The 16,002-nt window shown below is 40.3% G+C and carries 14 protein-coding genes, 1 tRNA gene and 2 rRNA genes; 2 read left to right on the top strand and 15 right to left on the bottom strand.

Annotated elements, in window-relative coordinates:
- Positions 1-16: 16 nt before the first annotated feature.
- The 13 genes from rsmI to nhaA (VRHSUH09_RS02995) form a co-directional block, all read right to left on the bottom strand.
- Positions 17-865, bottom strand: coding sequence for a 16S rRNA (cytidine(1402)-2'-O)-methyltransferase (gene rsmI / locus VRHSUH09_RS03055; protein WP_105081343.1), 849 nt, complete (start codon positions 863-865; stop codon positions 17-19).
- Entirely contained in the window at positions 855-1,580 is a 726-nt protein-coding gene (locus VRHSUH09_RS03050; RefSeq protein ID WP_105081342.1) for a tRNA1(Val) (adenine(37)-N6)-methyltransferase, read from the bottom strand. The genes rsmI and VRHSUH09_RS03050 overlap by 11 nt, the downstream gene beginning before the upstream one ends.
- A complete protein-coding gene (locus tag VRHSUH09_RS03045; protein WP_105081341.1) occupies positions 1,573-2,418 on the bottom strand; it encodes a PSP1 domain-containing protein in 846 nt (281 codons plus the stop codon). The genes VRHSUH09_RS03050 and VRHSUH09_RS03045 overlap by 8 nt, the downstream gene beginning before the upstream one ends.
- Positions 2,419-3,459, bottom strand: coding sequence for a DNA polymerase III subunit (locus VRHSUH09_RS03040; RefSeq protein WP_105081340.1), 1,041 nt, complete (start codon positions 3,457-3,459; stop codon positions 2,419-2,421). It abuts the gene before it with no gap.
- Between the two features lie 75 nt (positions 3,460-3,534).
- Positions 3,535-4,221, bottom strand: a complete 687-nt coding sequence (locus VRHSUH09_RS03035; RefSeq protein ID WP_105081339.1) for a dTMP kinase — start codon at positions 4,219-4,221, stop codon at positions 3,535-3,537.
- Between the two features lie 2 nt (positions 4,222-4,223).
- Positions 4,224-5,705 carry an aminotransferase class I/II-fold pyridoxal phosphate-dependent enzyme gene (locus tag VRHSUH09_RS03030; protein ID WP_105081338.1) on the bottom strand — a complete coding sequence of 494 codons (1,482 nt, stop codon included), beginning with the start codon at positions 5,703-5,705 and terminating at the stop codon, positions 4,224-4,226.
- A 57-nt stretch (positions 5,706-5,762) separates the two neighbouring features.
- Positions 5,763-6,341, bottom strand: a complete 579-nt coding sequence (gene pth / locus VRHSUH09_RS03025) for an aminoacyl-tRNA hydrolase (RefSeq protein WP_105081337.1) — start codon at positions 6,339-6,341, stop codon at positions 5,763-5,765.
- Positions 6,342-6,351: 10 nt separating this feature from the next.
- Entirely contained in the window at positions 6,352-7,305 is a 954-nt protein-coding gene (locus VRHSUH09_RS03020) for a ribose-phosphate diphosphokinase (protein ID WP_054747662.1), read from the bottom strand.
- A gap of 125 nt (positions 7,306-7,430) precedes the next feature.
- Entirely contained in the window at positions 7,431-8,804 is a 1,374-nt protein-coding gene (gene glmU, locus VRHSUH09_RS03015; protein WP_105081336.1) for a bifunctional UDP-N-acetylglucosamine diphosphorylase/glucosamine-1-phosphate N-acetyltransferase GlmU, read from the bottom strand.
- Between the two features lie 131 nt (positions 8,805-8,935).
- Positions 8,936-9,754, bottom strand: a complete 819-nt coding sequence (purR, locus tag VRHSUH09_RS03010) for a pur operon repressor (RefSeq protein WP_105081385.1) — start codon at positions 9,752-9,754, stop codon at positions 8,936-8,938.
- Positions 9,755-9,974: 220 nt separating this feature from the next.
- Complete coding sequence (locus VRHSUH09_RS03005; RefSeq protein WP_105081335.1) at positions 9,975-10,583, bottom strand: peptidoglycan-binding protein; 609 nt, start codon at positions 10,581-10,583, stop codon at positions 9,975-9,977.
- A 261-nt stretch (positions 10,584-10,844) separates the two neighbouring features.
- Positions 10,845-12,017 (bottom strand): Na+/H+ antiporter NhaA, encoded by a 1,173-nt coding sequence (gene nhaA / locus VRHSUH09_RS03000; RefSeq protein ID WP_105081334.1) that lies wholly within the window; start codon positions 12,015-12,017, stop codon positions 10,845-10,847.
- A gap of 36 nt (positions 12,018-12,053) precedes the next feature.
- Entirely contained in the window at positions 12,054-13,211 is a 1,158-nt protein-coding gene (nhaA, locus tag VRHSUH09_RS02995; RefSeq protein WP_105081333.1) for a Na+/H+ antiporter NhaA, read from the bottom strand.
- A 191-nt stretch (positions 13,212-13,402) separates the two neighbouring features.
- Between nhaA (VRHSUH09_RS02995) and VRHSUH09_RS02990 the strand changes: the two genes are divergently transcribed.
- Together VRHSUH09_RS02990 and VRHSUH09_RS02985 are read left to right on the top strand one after the other, a co-directional pair.
- Positions 13,403-13,476, top strand: a tRNA-Gly gene (locus VRHSUH09_RS02990).
- Positions 13,477-13,579: 103 nt separating this feature from the next.
- The gene (locus VRHSUH09_RS02985; protein WP_054747658.1) at positions 13,580-13,789 is read left to right on the top strand and encodes a TOBE domain-containing protein; all 210 of its coding nucleotides are present in this window, start codon (positions 13,580-13,582) and stop codon (positions 13,787-13,789) included.
- A 610-nt stretch (positions 13,790-14,399) separates the two neighbouring features.
- Here the strand turns inward: VRHSUH09_RS02985 and rrf are convergent.
- Positions 14,400-14,516: ribosomal RNA gene (rrf, locus tag VRHSUH09_RS02980) — 5S ribosomal RNA — on the bottom strand.
- A gap of 74 nt (positions 14,517-14,590) precedes the next feature.
- Positions 14,591-16,002: ribosomal RNA gene (locus tag VRHSUH09_RS02975) — 23S ribosomal RNA — on the bottom strand; the annotation flags it as partial.

Raw genomic sequence — 16,002 nt, 5'->3', positions numbered from 1 at the left:
CTTCGAATGGGAAGGTTTAACGTTCTACAATATTATATACATCCCGGCGGGAAACGTTAAATCGCTTTGCCACCTGGCGAATTGCTTCTTTTTTAGGTACCCCTGTTTCTACAAGGGCTTGTACAGCATCTACATAAGATACTGGTTCATCTGATACTTCATTACCGTCAGATTCCACTGTATCAGCACCACCTACGATGAGGACGAATTCCCCTTTATAGGTGAGCTGTTCTAAATCATTTACAAGACTTTCCAAATCGGTGCGCACAAAGGTTTCAAACTTCTTAGTCAACTCCCTTGCCACCGTAATAGAACGATTGCCAAAGGCTTCATACATATCTTGTAAGACCTCCTGCAATCGATGGGGGGCTTCGTAAAACATCAAGGTTCCCGTCGCCTGTGAAAGTCGTTGTAACTCTTCAATCCGATGTTTACCCCGTTTAGGTAAAAATCCTGCAAAGGTAAAGGATTTCGTATCTAATCCGGATGCAATTAGCGCTGTTAACGCCGCATTTGCACCGGGTAATGGCACTACCGTTATGCCTTCTTCAATCGCTTTTGTTACTAGATCAGCCCCTGGATCAGATATAGCTGGCATACCCGCATCACTAACACAAGCAATAGACTGTCCCTCTAATAAAAGCTCAATAATATAAGAACCCTTTTCTTCCTTATTATGTTCATGATAAGAAATCAAAGGTTTCTTAATATCAAAGTGTTTTAATAATATGCCTGTATGGCGCGTATCCTCTGCGGCGATAGCATCGACTTCACCTAGGATGCGAACTGCACGATACGTCATATCTTCTAAATTACCTATCGGTGTAGGCACCAAATATAAGGTGCCCCATTCGTTATCGCTCATACCAAGAGGACACCTCCTTCGTGTACACATTAGGATTCTCGTAAACAATAAGTGGCGGCTCTAATACAAGTCCAGCCCGACCTTGATAGATAGCTTCGATTAGCACAAGTTTCGCTGGTTTATCTATCATACCGTGAATAAATCGAATTCGCTTAGCTTGAAAGTTGGCTACTTCTAATTCATGTAGCACATATTGTAAGCGACTAGCACTATAAATCATCCACAAGCGCCCTTTACACTTAATAAAGGACTGTACAGCTTTCAAAACCTCATCCAATGTTGTATGTCCATCATGAAGTGCCAAAGCCCGCTCTTCAGACGTAGGCTTTGCACCACTTTCAGAATCATAAAAAGGGGGATTTACAATAACACCATCAAAGGGCTTATCTTGTATATCTCGGTAAGACATATGGCGATAATCGCCGCACAACATCTTTACTACATCTTGTTTACTATTGTGCTCAACACTGCGCTGAGCTAACTCAATAAGAGTTTCGTTGATATCTATGCCCGTTATATGCCTCGCCCCTAAAGACGTCCCTATGAGCGGCATAACACCTGTTCCCGTTCCAAAATCAACATAAGCATGACGACTATTAAAACGACAAAAGTGAATGAGTGCTATAGCATCAAAGGAAAAGCGAAACATATCAGAACGTTGATAAATCTGTAAGCCATCTATAATTAAATCATCAAGTCGTTCTTGATCATTCATCAGGCAATGCCACCTCGGACCATTTCAAATCAATAGTACGGCCAGCTTCTAGCTGTACCTTCACCGTATGTTTATGGTGATTTACCTTTAAGACCTTACCAATACCTTCATCAGTTACAACCTCTTTACCAATCCCTGGAGGTGCAACCTCTTGAGGAGCTTGAGGGCGTTCCTTCTTCACATATAGGTCGCCACCTTTTTTATATAAGTCATCTTCGTAGTTAAGACAGCACATTAAACGACCGCATACACCTGAAATTTTTGTAGGATTCAGACTCAAATTTTGGTCCTTAGCCATTCGAATCGATACAGGTGTGAAGTCACCTAAGAAGTTAGAGCAACATAAAGGTCGACCACAAGCGCCAATACCATTTAAAACCTTAGCCTCATCACGGACGCCTACTTGACGCAACTCGATGCGAGTTCTAAATACTGTTGCTAAATCCTTAACTAGCTCACGGAAGTCGATACGACCCTCCGCAGTAAAGAAAAATATAATTTTATTCATATCGAATGTGTATTCCACATTGATGAGCTTCATCGGTAACTTACGTTTTCCAATTTTTTCGAGACAAATTTCAAAGGCTTTTTCTTCGCGCTCTTTATTTTTCTCGATTTGTTTCAAATCCTTTGGAGTTGCCTTTCTAATAACAGGCTTAACAGGGGCTACAACAGCATCTTCAAAGACCTCTTTTGGTCCAATCACAACCGTACCGTATTCAACGCCACGTGCCGTTTCAACGATAACCCCATCTCCAACAGATAATTCTAATTGTTCAGGCAGAAAATAATAAATCTTACCTGCCTTTTTAAAGCGTACGCCAACTATGGTTAGCATTTAATCCTCCTCCCGAGCATCATGAAGGGCGATACTGAGACCGTCCACCACGAGAGCGGTTTTTATGTGTAAGCGCAAAGCCCGTTCTGCTTGCAATGTTTCGGTAATAACCTCTGACAGTGCTTGCATAGACCAGCGCGGTAATAATCGTAATAATTGAGTTTTGTACATTGGTACTTGTAATTGTGCGTCTTGGGCCCCCATTTTAAGAGCCATCATATCTCTACTTACAAGACGTAGCCAGTGCATTAACTCGGTTAGACTTTCACGAGGTAAGCTTTCACAAGCTAGCGAAATCATAGAAAACCATCTCGTTTCAAAGGCGAGGATATCCATCACTTTAACTGCTAACTCTAGCATTTCAATGCGACCTTGAGTAGCTAGTTTCTCCACTAACTGTGGATTACCATGACCTGCTAACAAAGCCTGCTCCATATCACCAGTGATTCCACGAGCTACAAGAGCCTTTCGAATCGTATCTACATCAACACTATTAAAGCCAACGCCCATACATCTAGAAATGATAGTTGGTAACACAGTGTTAATCTTGTTCGTAATTATGATGAAATACACCTGTTCAGGCGGCTCTTCAATGGTTTTAAGCATGGCATTTGCCATAACTGCATTTGCCGTATGAAAGTCCTCCACAATGACAACGCGGTTACCATTACCTGCTACTGACAGATGATCTTGCAATAATGAATACCACTGTTCCACCCTTAAGGTCGTCTTCATAGGACGAATCCAAAAGGCATCACCCTTATCCATATAGATAGGCAAACCTTCTGCTTCGATGCGTTTTTCGGTCTCACCATTGGCAAGACGTGCTTCTTTAACAGCCTCTAAATAAGCTGTCCCCTTAGGTTGAGAAAATACTTGGCGCCCCAATAATAGAGACGCAAGACCTATGGCCATATCTAGCTTGCCAAGACCTGCTTCACCATAAAATAAAAGGCTATGTGGTAATGCATTGCGATTTACAAGTTCCGATAGGTGTGCCTTGATCGAATCTTGACCAATTATAGAATCAAAATATGTCATAGCCCCTCCTATCAATACATGCTCAATATTAATATTATATAAGAAAAAGGCGACTTTTAAAAGAGCCGCCCTATCCTAAGGCAGTAGATTTACTACTGCTTGATATACATCGTTATGAATTTCTTCAATGGTGCGCAACGTATACTGACTAAATTCATCTTTACTAGCACAAGGGATGCGGTGCCATTGGTAGCGTTCTACTAACTCTTCATAGGCATCGTGAACAGCTACTAAGTATTGATGATTTCCTTCGTGAATATCACCTGTACTGCCTCCCGTTTTGCCAGTACGCTCCGCCATAAGGGCTTCACTCACTTCAAGAGGCATATCTAACAGACATACCGCATCAGGTGTAGGCAATCCAAACTTTTTAAATTCAAAGTCTTCAAGCCAATTCAAAAATGCAGTACGTTCCTTCTGATCATCGTATTTTACCATTTGGTGCACCATATTAGACGTCGTATAGCGATCTGCAATAATAATGCCCCCATTTTTATAGAACTCTTCCCAATCAGTTCTAAAGGATGCAAAGCGATCTATGGCATACATGGAACTTGCCACATAAGGGTTTACATCATGTACATCTTTACCAAATTCACCGGCTAAATACATTTTAATAGGCATAGCAGCGCCGCTATCATAGTTTGGGAAGCTTACAGATTTAACTGCATGTCCTTCCTTGATTAAGCGTTCTACTAATAGTTTAGTTTGCGTAGCTTTGCCACTACCATCTCCGCCTTCTAATATGATTAAAGTCCCCATAATTACTCCTGTAACACCCAGATTGTTTCTAATGTCATATCATCGGCTCCATTCGGCACGTAACCTAGAGCCTTTCGATTCTCTATATATTGTAACACAGACTCACTAATCACTTCACCTACGGCTACACAAGGAATCCCTGGGGGATAATAAGCTATTGTCTCCCCAGCAATACGATGTAATGCTTCACGTAACGGAACCTGCTCACGATGAGCATACATAGCATTGCGAGGTGTTACACGAACGACTGGCTCAGGTAATAGAGCTGAATCTTTACTAAGCACATTAAAATTACCGTCTAAGCTATGGTCAGTTGTATATGAACCATTTAGTACTTCATCACTTACAGTTTTTACAGCCTTAATTAAAGCATCTACAGATGCCTTAGTATCGCCAATTGTAATGAGTACTAGTACATGATGAGCTTGCACTAGTTCTACCTCAATACGTTGTTTTCTCAACATTCGTTCAAAAACAACACCGGTAAGACCTAATCCTTTTACATCGATAAGGACCTTAGTACAATCATAGTTAGCCACTCGCTCTTGAATATCCCTATATTCCATAGTTGTGACACCAGAAATCTTATGCAACTCATTCCGTAAATATAGGCTCAATTCTACGGTTCGACTTATTAGCGCCTTACCTTCGGTGGCTAATTGATAACGCGCCATATCTAAGGAGGCAAGGAAAATATAATTGGGACTCGTACTTTGTAGCATTTGATGCATTTGTGTAATACGACGTTTATTAATTCTTTCGCCTTGGCCTAATAGCCAAGAGGTTTGCGTCAAAGAACCTACCGATTTATGCGTACTTTGTGCCACTAAGTCTGCACCTGCTGCAATGGCTTCAACAGGTAAATTTTCTGAAAATGGTAAATGAGGTCCGTGCGCTTCATCAACAAGAACAATCATCTCTCGTTTATGCGCTTCTTTTACAATCTTTACAATATCTACACCTACACCATAATAGTTTGGATACACTAAGAGAATCGCCTTAGCCTCTGGATGAGCATCCATCGTTTTAACAGCATCCTCCACTGATACACCTAGAGGGATACCCCACCGATCATCAAATTGGCAATCCATATAGACAGGCTTCGCACCAGATAACACTAATCCACTAATAACGGAACGATGTGCTTCTCGAGGAATGATAATCGTTTCATCGGGACCTACAGTCCCCATAATCATAGCTTCGATCAAGGCCGTAGTGCCATTGATGGAAAACCAACAGTGATCAGCACCATATAACTCAGCTGTTAAGTCTTGTGCTTCCTTTAATGCCCCTTCTGGTTCATGTAAGTCATCTAAGGCATACATAACACCTAAATCATATGGCAAAGCAGGTCCCATCCAATTTTTTAGTCGTTGAGGCGCTTCAACACCAATTTTATGACCTGGTGTATGAAAGGGCACAAAATGTTGTTCTTTATATGCTTCTAAGGCCTCTACAAAAGGCATTTTTTCTTGCTTACTCATATATACCTCGTAAAAAAGGCATGAATCTCTATGAGACTCATGCCCTTATGCATGTATTTATCGATGTGGACGACGTTTAGGATTGAATTGGTTCATCCCCTTATCGATACCCACTTCTAAGGTACCTAATACAGCTTTTACTGTATCCTTAATACCCTTTTGTACCTTCTCTTGTGACTCTTCACTAAATGGTGCTAACACATGATCTATGACAGTCCACTGTGGTAACGGACGACCTATGCCTACGCGGAAGCGCGGGAAATTCTCTGTTCCCAAATGAGATATTAAAGACTTAATACCATTGTGACCGCCAGAACTTCCATTTGGTCGAATACGCAATTTACCTACTGGTAAATCCATATCATCATAAATGCAATACACATCAGATGGATCAATCTTATAATACCGCATCAACGGTCCTACAGAGTCACCACTTGCATTCATAAAAGTTTGAGGCTTTACAAGCAATACTTTTTCACCATTTACGGTAATGCTGCACACCTCTGCCCGTTGTTCCTCTCTCCAAGGAGTGTGAGGAACACTATCCGCGATGGCATCGACAACCATAAATCCAATATTATGTTTTGTCTTTTCATATTGCTTGCCTGGATTACCAAGGCCTACTACTAATTTCAAGAATCACCTATTATTTGTCGAACAAATTACTTACAGATACTTCATGGAAGATACGCATAATTGCTTCGCCCAACAATGGAGCAACAGACAATTGTGTAACATTTTCCAATTTACAATTTTCTGGTAATGGTATTGTATTTGTAACGATAAGCTCTTTAATGTTAGAGTTCGCAATGCGTTCGCTAGCAGGATCTGTTAATACGGCATGAGTAACAGCCGCTGTTACAGATTTAGCACCAAACTCTTCCAAAGCTTTCGCACCCTCTACAAGGGAACCAGCTGTATCTACGATATCATCAACGATAATACAGTTTTTACCTTTTACGTCGCCAATGAGGTTCATAACTTTAGCAACGCCTGGTTCAGGACGTTTTTTCTCGATAATTGCGATTGGTGCACCAATACGGTCAGCCAAGTCACGAGCACGTGTTACGCCACCAAGGTCTGGTGAAACAACGATAACATCTTCAAGATTTTTTTCATTAATATATTTAGCCAATATGGATGCACCATATAAATGATCTACAGGCACATCAAAGAAGCCTTGAATTTGACCTGCATGTAAGTCAATTGTTACAAGACGTGTAATACCGGATGTTTGCATCAAATTAGCTACTAATTTAGCTGTAATAGGCTCACGACCACGAGTTTTGCGGTCTTGGCGAGCATAACCGTAGTAAGGAACTACAGCAGTAATATGGCGTGCAGAAGCACGTTTTAACGCATCAGCCATAACCATTAATTCCATTAAATTATCGTTTACAGGATAGCTAGTTGGTTGAATGATAAATACATCTTTGCCACGTACGCTTTCATCAATCATAATTTGTACTTCGCCATTGTTGAAGCGACCTACAAATGCTTCACCTAAAGGCAAACCTAAATAATCACAAATTTCTTTTGCCAATGCTGGATTTGCATTACCTGTGAAAATCTTAAGTTTTTTGCCGTCTTCAAATGCCATTTTGATACCCTTTCATTTGTTCCTATACTGGTTACTTATCCATAATCATCCATTACAGATACACACTATTGCCTTTTTATTGTATACTATTTTGCTCTAATTGTGTTAAAAAATACGAAAATTTTTTATTTCTTTTTGAAAGTATCCTCTGTTACCCAATTTTCTTTCACAATTTGCTTGCTGCGGCCCACTGCCAAAGCCTTATCTGGCACGTCTTTAGTAATAGTAGAGCCTGCACCAACATAACTATAATTACCTACTGTTACAGGAGCTACTAAGTTACTATTACAGCCTACAAAAGCACCATTGCCAATTGTGGTACGGTGTTTAACTTTACCATCGTAGTTTACAGTAATCGTACCACATCCGATGTTAACTCCAGAGCCTACATCGCTATCGCCGATATAGGAAAGATGTGGGAACTTAGTTCCTTCACCGACGTTGGAGTTTTTAACCTCTACAAAGTTGCCTACATGAACCTTATTACCCAGTACTGTATTCGGACGCAAGTGAACATATGGACCTACATCTACACCATCTTTTACTTCACAGTCATGACCATAGGTAAAGTGAATAATCGTATCGTTACCAACTTTCACATTTGTCAAACGAGTATGTGGACCAATTTCACAACGCTCACCAATGACAGTATCTCCTTCAAGGATTGTACCAGGATGCAAGATTGTATCCGCCCCTACTGTTACCTCTGGAGCTACGTAAGTATTTGCTGGATCAATAATTGTTACACCGGCTGTCATTAATTCAACATTTTTACGGTGTTTTAAAATAGACTCAGCTTCAGCTAATTGCAAGCGAGAGTTTACGCCTAGAGACTCTTCAAAGTCTTTAGTCATATAAGCGCTTACAGTATCGCCACCATTTACGAGAATACCTACTACATCTGTGATATACAATTCACCTTGCGCATTATCGTCAGATAGTTGATCTAAGCAAGGCCATAATTTTTTGCTATCAAAAGCGTACATACCAGTATTTACTTCTTGAACGGCTAATTCCTCTGGTTTACCATCTTTTTGTTCTACAATGCGAACTACGGAACCTACTTCATTACGAATAATGCGACCATAACCAGTTGGGTCAGGCATATGTGCTGTTAAAATCGTAGCAGCTGCACCAGAGTTTTTATGCTCCTCTAAAAGAGCTTCTAAGCTTTCCTTTGTAACGAGTGGAGTATCACCACACAATAATAAGATTGTACCATCATAATCACCAAGCACTGGCTGAGCCATTTTTACGGCATGCCCTGTGCCATTTTGCTCTTCTTGGCGAACGAATTCAGCGCGATCACCTAAATAATTTTGTACCGCATCACCACCAAAACCTACGATAACCACATCGCGGTTTGTACCGATTGACTGAACTGTTTCAAGAACGCGCTCTACCATAGCTTTGCCGCCAACCTTGTGCAATACCTTTGGCAATTTAGACTTCATGCGCGTACCCTTACCAGCAGCTAAAATAAGGCTTGCAATATTCATAGTAATCTCCTATCTATTATCTCTTATATGTCTGACATTTTAATATTAATTACATTTTTTAACCTATTAACCAATAGTCAATATAAAAATATTATACTAGCCTATAATGTGCTTAATATTAATATTTATCTTTACTCTTCATCAAATACTGGTTCAATACTTATTTTCTTTGTATTTTCATCGATACCATAGAAGGTAAATAGTGATTCATAATCATCGATTAACTTTGGATTTGGCTCTGCCGTTGCTACAAGAACACCCGTACCAACTACAATACCACTCATTTCAAGTACAAGTTCTTTAAGACCTTTTGCTGTACCTCCAGCTTTCATAAAGTCATCGATAATCAAAACCCTAGCATTCGGTGGAATAGCACGTTTAGTAAGCGTCATAGTTTGAATACGCCCAGAGGAGCCAGTTACATAGTTAATACTAATAGCAGACCCTTCAGTAACCTTACTATCACGACGAGCAATAACGAGAGGTTTATTAAACGCTCTAGCTACCATAACAGCTAACGGAATCCCCTTCGTTTCTACAGTCAAAATATAATCTGGATTGCGGTCCATAAAGCGAGTCATAATAATTTCCCCAAGGCGAGTCATCACATGCCAGTCGTAGAGAATATCAGACATATAAATAAAACCGCCAGGAATAATACGATCCGTCTCCTTTAAACGAGCTTGTACATCTCGTAAAATATCATTTGCTTGAGAGCCTTTACGATGAGGAATAAATCGCACCCCACCAGCTACACCGGCTACCGTTTCTAATGTTCCCAGTTGAAAGTGTTCCATAGACTGTCTTACACAGGTTAAATCTTCACTAACTGTAGATTTCGCCATGCCAAAGAAGTCACAAAAATAATTCAAAGGAATCAATTTTTGCGGTGAATCAACTAACAATTTGGTCATTGCCACCATTCGTTCCACGCGCCGTACTTTATCCATAGACTTTCCTTTACCATTTATCATATAACTATTGAATACACCCATTTATTAAAAATGATGAGTTATCCTCCCATATATCTATTATTTATTATACCATAATCTCCGAATATTCGAGTTTTCGATAACATCATAATTCGGTAAAAGAAAAAACTCTCTAGTACATATATCTTGAGATAAGTCGATTGAACCTATCTTAGAATAATATACTAGAGAGCTTTGATTATAAGACGTATACCTTTACAGTTTGACGACCAAACTGCAATGCTTCAGAGCGAGAATCATATGCCAAGTCAATGCGATGACCTTTAATAGCACCACCTACATCATCAGCTACAGCATAGCCATAGCCCTCAACGTATAGCCTTGTGCCCAATGGAATCAATCTAGGATCCACAGATACAATCCCTTTTTTCAAGCGACTGCCCGTAGCCGTATAATTTCCATTGCCAGGATCTTGAGAAGAGTAAGCACTAGCCTGCATAGTTAATACTCGAGAGTATTTATTCGGCACACCATCATGACTTAATGCTGTACCATGACCACCATATCGAGTCTCCATCTTTTCTAAAGCATTCATTGTTGCAGGACCAACTCGCCCATCTACGGCAAGCCCCTTAGACTTTTGAAATTTTCGTACGGCCTGTTCTGTGTTATGACCATAAATGCCATCTACAGAATCATGCAAAAACCCTTGATGTTTTAACATTGTTTGGACCTTACTTACATGGTGCCCCCGTTGTCCCTTATCAATCGTTTTCGCCAATGATACAGAAGATACCATTGTAGTCATACAAACAAGCGTACATGCAATAATTATTTTCTTTACCATATACACCTCACCTTACAACAAGTAGTATACTATATAGTTTTAAATAATTTATAAACCATAGATTCTTTACCAATATCAAAAATTCATATATATTAAGCTATTAATAAAGATCTCAAAGGTGTATCACATATATATCATAAGAATATAGGGTAACAATGAAAAATCTCCACTGCATACTGATAAAATTTTCATTTAGAATTATTCTTCTAAATTTGAAATACTGTTCAGACTACAATGGAGATTTAATACATTTATTTAATTTTAGCAGTTATGATATACACCGATATGGCATTCCTTACGATTTGCACCAACAATTCGTAAGAATACATAGCCAAGTACGGCAGAGATTAAGGAGCCTAAAATTACGCCACCTTTAGCCATCTCTTGAGCATGTCCTGGAGCAAATGCCAAAATAGATACGAAGATACTCATTGTGAAACCGATACCACATACAATAGCAGTACCATATACATGTTTCCAATTTGCTTCTGTTGGCATTGGCACAAGACCACATTTTACCATAGCAAATACGGCTCCGAAGATACCAAGTTGTTTACCAAGGATAAGACCTAATGCTACACCAAGTACTACCGGATGCGATAAGTCATTAATAGTTACATTACGTAAATCTACACCTGCATTAAAGAAGGCAAAGATTGGTACGATTAGGAAACTAACCCAGTTAGATAGTAGATGTTCCCAATGTTGCATTGGACGAACGTATTTATGTCCACATTTACCTTTTTCAGGAATTGTCATGGCTAAGATTACACCCGCCATGGTAGCATGTAGACCAGATTTTAATACACAATACCAAAGTATAAAACCTAAAATGATATATGGTAATGGTCTTACATAGCCTTGTTTGTTACAGTAAATTAACGCACCTACAACTACCGCTGCAGCTACTAAATAAAATGTTTGTATACTTGCAGCATAGAAAATGGCAATTACAATAATAGCTATTAAATCATCAATAACAGCAAGAGCTGTTAAAAATACCTTCATAGAGTTCGGCACTCGAGAACCTAATGCAGAGATGATACCGATAGAGAATGCAATATCTGTAGCCGTCGGTATAGCCCACCCATGAATATATTCGGGATCAAAACCTGCGATTAAGTAATAAATAAAAGCTGGTGTAAGAACACCGAACAAAGCAGCAATACCAGGCATTACGCGCTTGGCATTCGTATTAAGCTCACCGGCTACAAACTCACGCTTAACTTCGAGTCCTACAAATAAGAAGAATATGGCCATCAAAGCATCATTAACCCATTCAAGAATTGTTAAATTACCGATATGGTGATTAACAATCTGGAAGTATTGTTCAGATGATGGAGAGTTCGCTAAAATTAAAGCGAGTACTGTTGCTCCTAATAATACAGACGTAGCTGCACCTGGAGAACGTAAGAGTACAAATATGCGTTCCATTTGAATCCTTTCTATACTTTCAAAAAGATTACCTTATTAAATTTTACCACGCATCTTGCGTATTTGGTAAGCTAAAGTTAGAACAACTGCACCTAGTAAACCAGCTACAATAGAACCTATAAAGATACCTACCTTAGCCATTTCTTGAGTTATACCCGGTGGGAAAGCCAATGTCGCAACAAAAAGACTCATAGTAAAGCCGATACCACATAAAATAGCTGTGCCATAAATCTCAGGCCATGTCGTATTAGTTGGCATTTTAATCGCTTTAGATTGAACCAAAATATACACGGCAGAGAATATGCCTAATTGTTTACCTAAAATTAAACCTAATGAAACACCTATAATCACTGGATGGAATAAGTTTTCCATAGAGAAATCAGCAAAAGATACACCAGCATTCAAGAAACTAAATAGTGGAATAATAAAGAAGTTTACCCAATTTTTTAAGGCATGAGCCCATTCCTCCATTGGATATACTACTTTATCCAAAACTTCACCTTTAAATGGAATCGTCATGGCTAGTACAACACCAGCAATAGTAGCATGAACACCAGATTTTAAAACAAGATACCAAAGAACTAAACCAAGTACACAATACGGTAATGGTCGTAAATAGCCTTGTTTATTAGTATATACCAGTAAACCTGTTACCGCAGCTGCAGCTATTAAATCCATAAAATTGACGCCAGCTCCATAAAAGAGAGCAATAACTACTATAGCAATTAAATCATCAATAACAGCTAAAGCAGCTAAGAAAGCTTTCATCGCTGGAGATACCATATTACCAAGCATTGTAATAACGCCTATAGCAAATGCGATATCTGTAGCAGTTGGAATCCCCCAACCATGTCTAAACTCTGGCATATACCCAGCGGCAAAGTAATATACTATAGCTGGAGTAAAAACACCTGCAAATGCAGCTAATACAGGAAGTACTCGTTTATGCTTAGTATCTAGCTCGCCAGAAATCATTTCCTTCTTAATCTCTATACCAACATATAGGAAAAATAACGCCATTAATGCGTCATTTACCCATTCTAATATAGTCATAGGACCAAGATGTATTTGCATAGTAGCAAAGTACTGATCAGCCATTGGTGAATTAGCAACGAGCACACCTAAAATAGCCGCGGACAGGAGCGATATCCCACCTGCAGACTCTGATTGGAAAAATGCTTTTATATAGTTCATTAAGCACCCCTCTATTCTATTATTTAATATACGAAAAGTACGTATAATCTTTATATATTAATGATAACACAATATTTCGAAAATAATCAATGCAGTTTAATGTATACATGAATATAGTCTATATAAATATTATATTATGAAGTTTATCATCTATTCATATCAACTTTTATATGATACAATATGTACATCATGCGGGCGTAGTTCATCGGTAGAATGCGAGCTTCCCAAGCTTGAGAGGAGGGTTCGATTCCCTTCGCCCGCTCCATGCATAAAATTTCCGAGATGTGATATATATCATGGTTATTTTTTTTGTATAATGATAAAATAATAAAGCTTTGTATTGTATATTTTTTTATAAGGAGTATTTCATGAAATTAAGCGCAAGAAACCAATTAAAAGGTACAATCGTTGAAGTTCAAGAAGGTGCTGTAAACGCAATTGTAAAGATTAATGTAGGTAACGATAACATTCTTACAGCTGATATTACAGTTCAATCCGTTAAAGAATTAGACTTAGCAGTTGGCAAAGAAGTTGTAGCTGTTATCAAATCCACTAGCGTAATGGTTGGTGTAGAATAATAAAACTAGAGTCGCTTCGGCGGCTCTTTTTTGTATATAAATTAATTTTGTATTAAATTGATAGGAATAAAAATGAGCCCTATAAGCTGTTATTAACTAGCTTATAGGGCTTTTATATTTTATATAATTACTACAATAGAAGATATATTTATCTGTTTATGATCTTACTAAATTTCTTTTTATATGCGATACCATAGGTGCTACGAACTAAGTTGTCACTTAAAACTAGTTTATTTACATAAATCTAAATTTCTCAGCTGCTATACGGTTCGATACCATAGGTGCTACGCACCGCGGCATCGTTTAGATGTAGTTGACCTCCTACCATTAGACGCGGCTTCCTATCACACTCGCCCATGGTGATGTATAATGCATTATGCCAATGTACAAAATAAACCATAGGGCTTCGTCGAAGGTGATGTGTGGGCCCCATGCGTCGTTTTACTCCTCTGTGGCCTCACACCCTACCCTTCCCACGCCGTCCCATAGATTACTATCCATAGATAATACTTGTACAACCTTGGCTGGAGACGGCTCTAGCAGGGTAAGCTAGTCGAAGACTAGCAAAAAGAAAAAGGCCTACCTTTAGGTAGACCTTTTTCTTTTTGTTAATCAGCGGCTTCCTATCCTCCCAGGCCGTCTCCAGCCAAGTACTTTCGGCGTTTATGAGCTTAACTACTGTGTTCGAGATGGGAACAGGTGGATCCTCATAGCCATCGCCACTGAATCTGTCAGAGTTTGTACTCTGAAAACCACATAGAAGTATATATATTTGTTGCACATTTCTGCTTAATGTTTTGTTTAAGTAAAGCCCTCGATCTATTAGTACCAGTCAGCTCCAAACCTCACGGCTCTTCCACACCTGGCCTATCAACCATGTCGTCTACATGGGATCTTACTAGCTTATGCTATGAGAAACCTCATCTCAAGGCTGGTTTCACGCTTAGATGCTTTCAGCGTTTATCCGTCCCGAACGTAGCTACCCAACTGTACCCTTGGCAGGATAATTGGTACACCAGCGGTTCGTCCACTCCGGTCCTCTCGTACTAGGAGCAGCCCCCTTCAAGTTTCTTGCGCCCGCGATGGATAGGGACCGAACTGTCTCACGACGTTCTGAACCCAGCTCACGTACCACTTTAATCGGCGAACAGCCGAACCCTTGGGACCTACTTCAGCCCCAGGATGTGATGAGCCGACATCGAGGTGCCAAACCTCCCCGTCGATATGGACTCTTGGGAGAGATTAGCCTGTTATCCCCAGGGTAGCTTTTATCCGTTGAGCGATGGCCCTTCCACTCGGCACCACCGGATCACTAAGCCCGACTTTCGTCCCTGCTCGACCTGTCCGTCTCGCAGTCAAGCTCCCTTCTGCCTTTACACTCTTCGAGCGATTTCCGTCCGCTCTGAGGGAACCTTTGGGCGCCTCCGTTACTCTTTAGGAGGCGACCGCCCCAGTCAAACTGCCCGCCTAAGACTGTCCGGCCGGTCGTTACTCGGCCCGTTAGAAATCAATTAATGAAAGGGTGGTATCCCAACAGTGACTCCTCTAAAACTGGCGTCCTAGATTCTACGTCTCCCACCTATCCTGTACATTCATTAACTAAGTTCAATCTTAGGTTGCAGTAAAGCTCCATGGGGTCTTTCTGTCCAGTCGCGGGTAACCTGCATCTTCACAGGTACTTCAATTTCACCGGGTCCCTCGTTGAGACAGTGCGCAAGTCGTTACACCTTTCGTGCGGGTCGGAACTTACCCGACAAGGAATTTCGCTACCTTAGGACCGTTATAGTTACGGCCGCCGTTTACTGGGGCTTCAATTCAGAGCTTCGACCGAAGTCTAACCCCTCCTCTTAACCTTCCAGCACCGGGCAGGTGTCAGCACCTATACGTCAGCTTTCGCTTTAGCAGGCACCTGTGTTTGTGGTAAACAGTCGCTTGCGCCTCTCTTGTGCCACTCATTCATGCTCCATGCGTTGCTGCTCTTCACACTACATGAGTCCTCCTTTTCCCGAAGTTACGGAGGCATTTTGCCGAGTTCCTTAACGAGGGTTTTCCCGCGCACCTTAGGATTCTCTCCCCGCCTACCTGTGTCGGTTTTGGTACGGGCGATGTGTCTCTACCTAGAAGCTTTTCTCGACAGTGTAGGATCAATCACTTCGTTACTATTGCTAGTAACTCGTCATCACATCTCAGCTTTTAGAGCTACGGATTTGCCT

It is taken from the genome of Veillonella rogosae JCM 15642 (genome assembly GCF_002959775.1).
Taxonomy (GTDB): Bacteria; Bacillota; Negativicutes; order Veillonellales; family Veillonellaceae; genus Veillonella; species Veillonella rogosae.
This window is presented reverse-complemented; position numbering and strand designations above follow the sequence as displayed.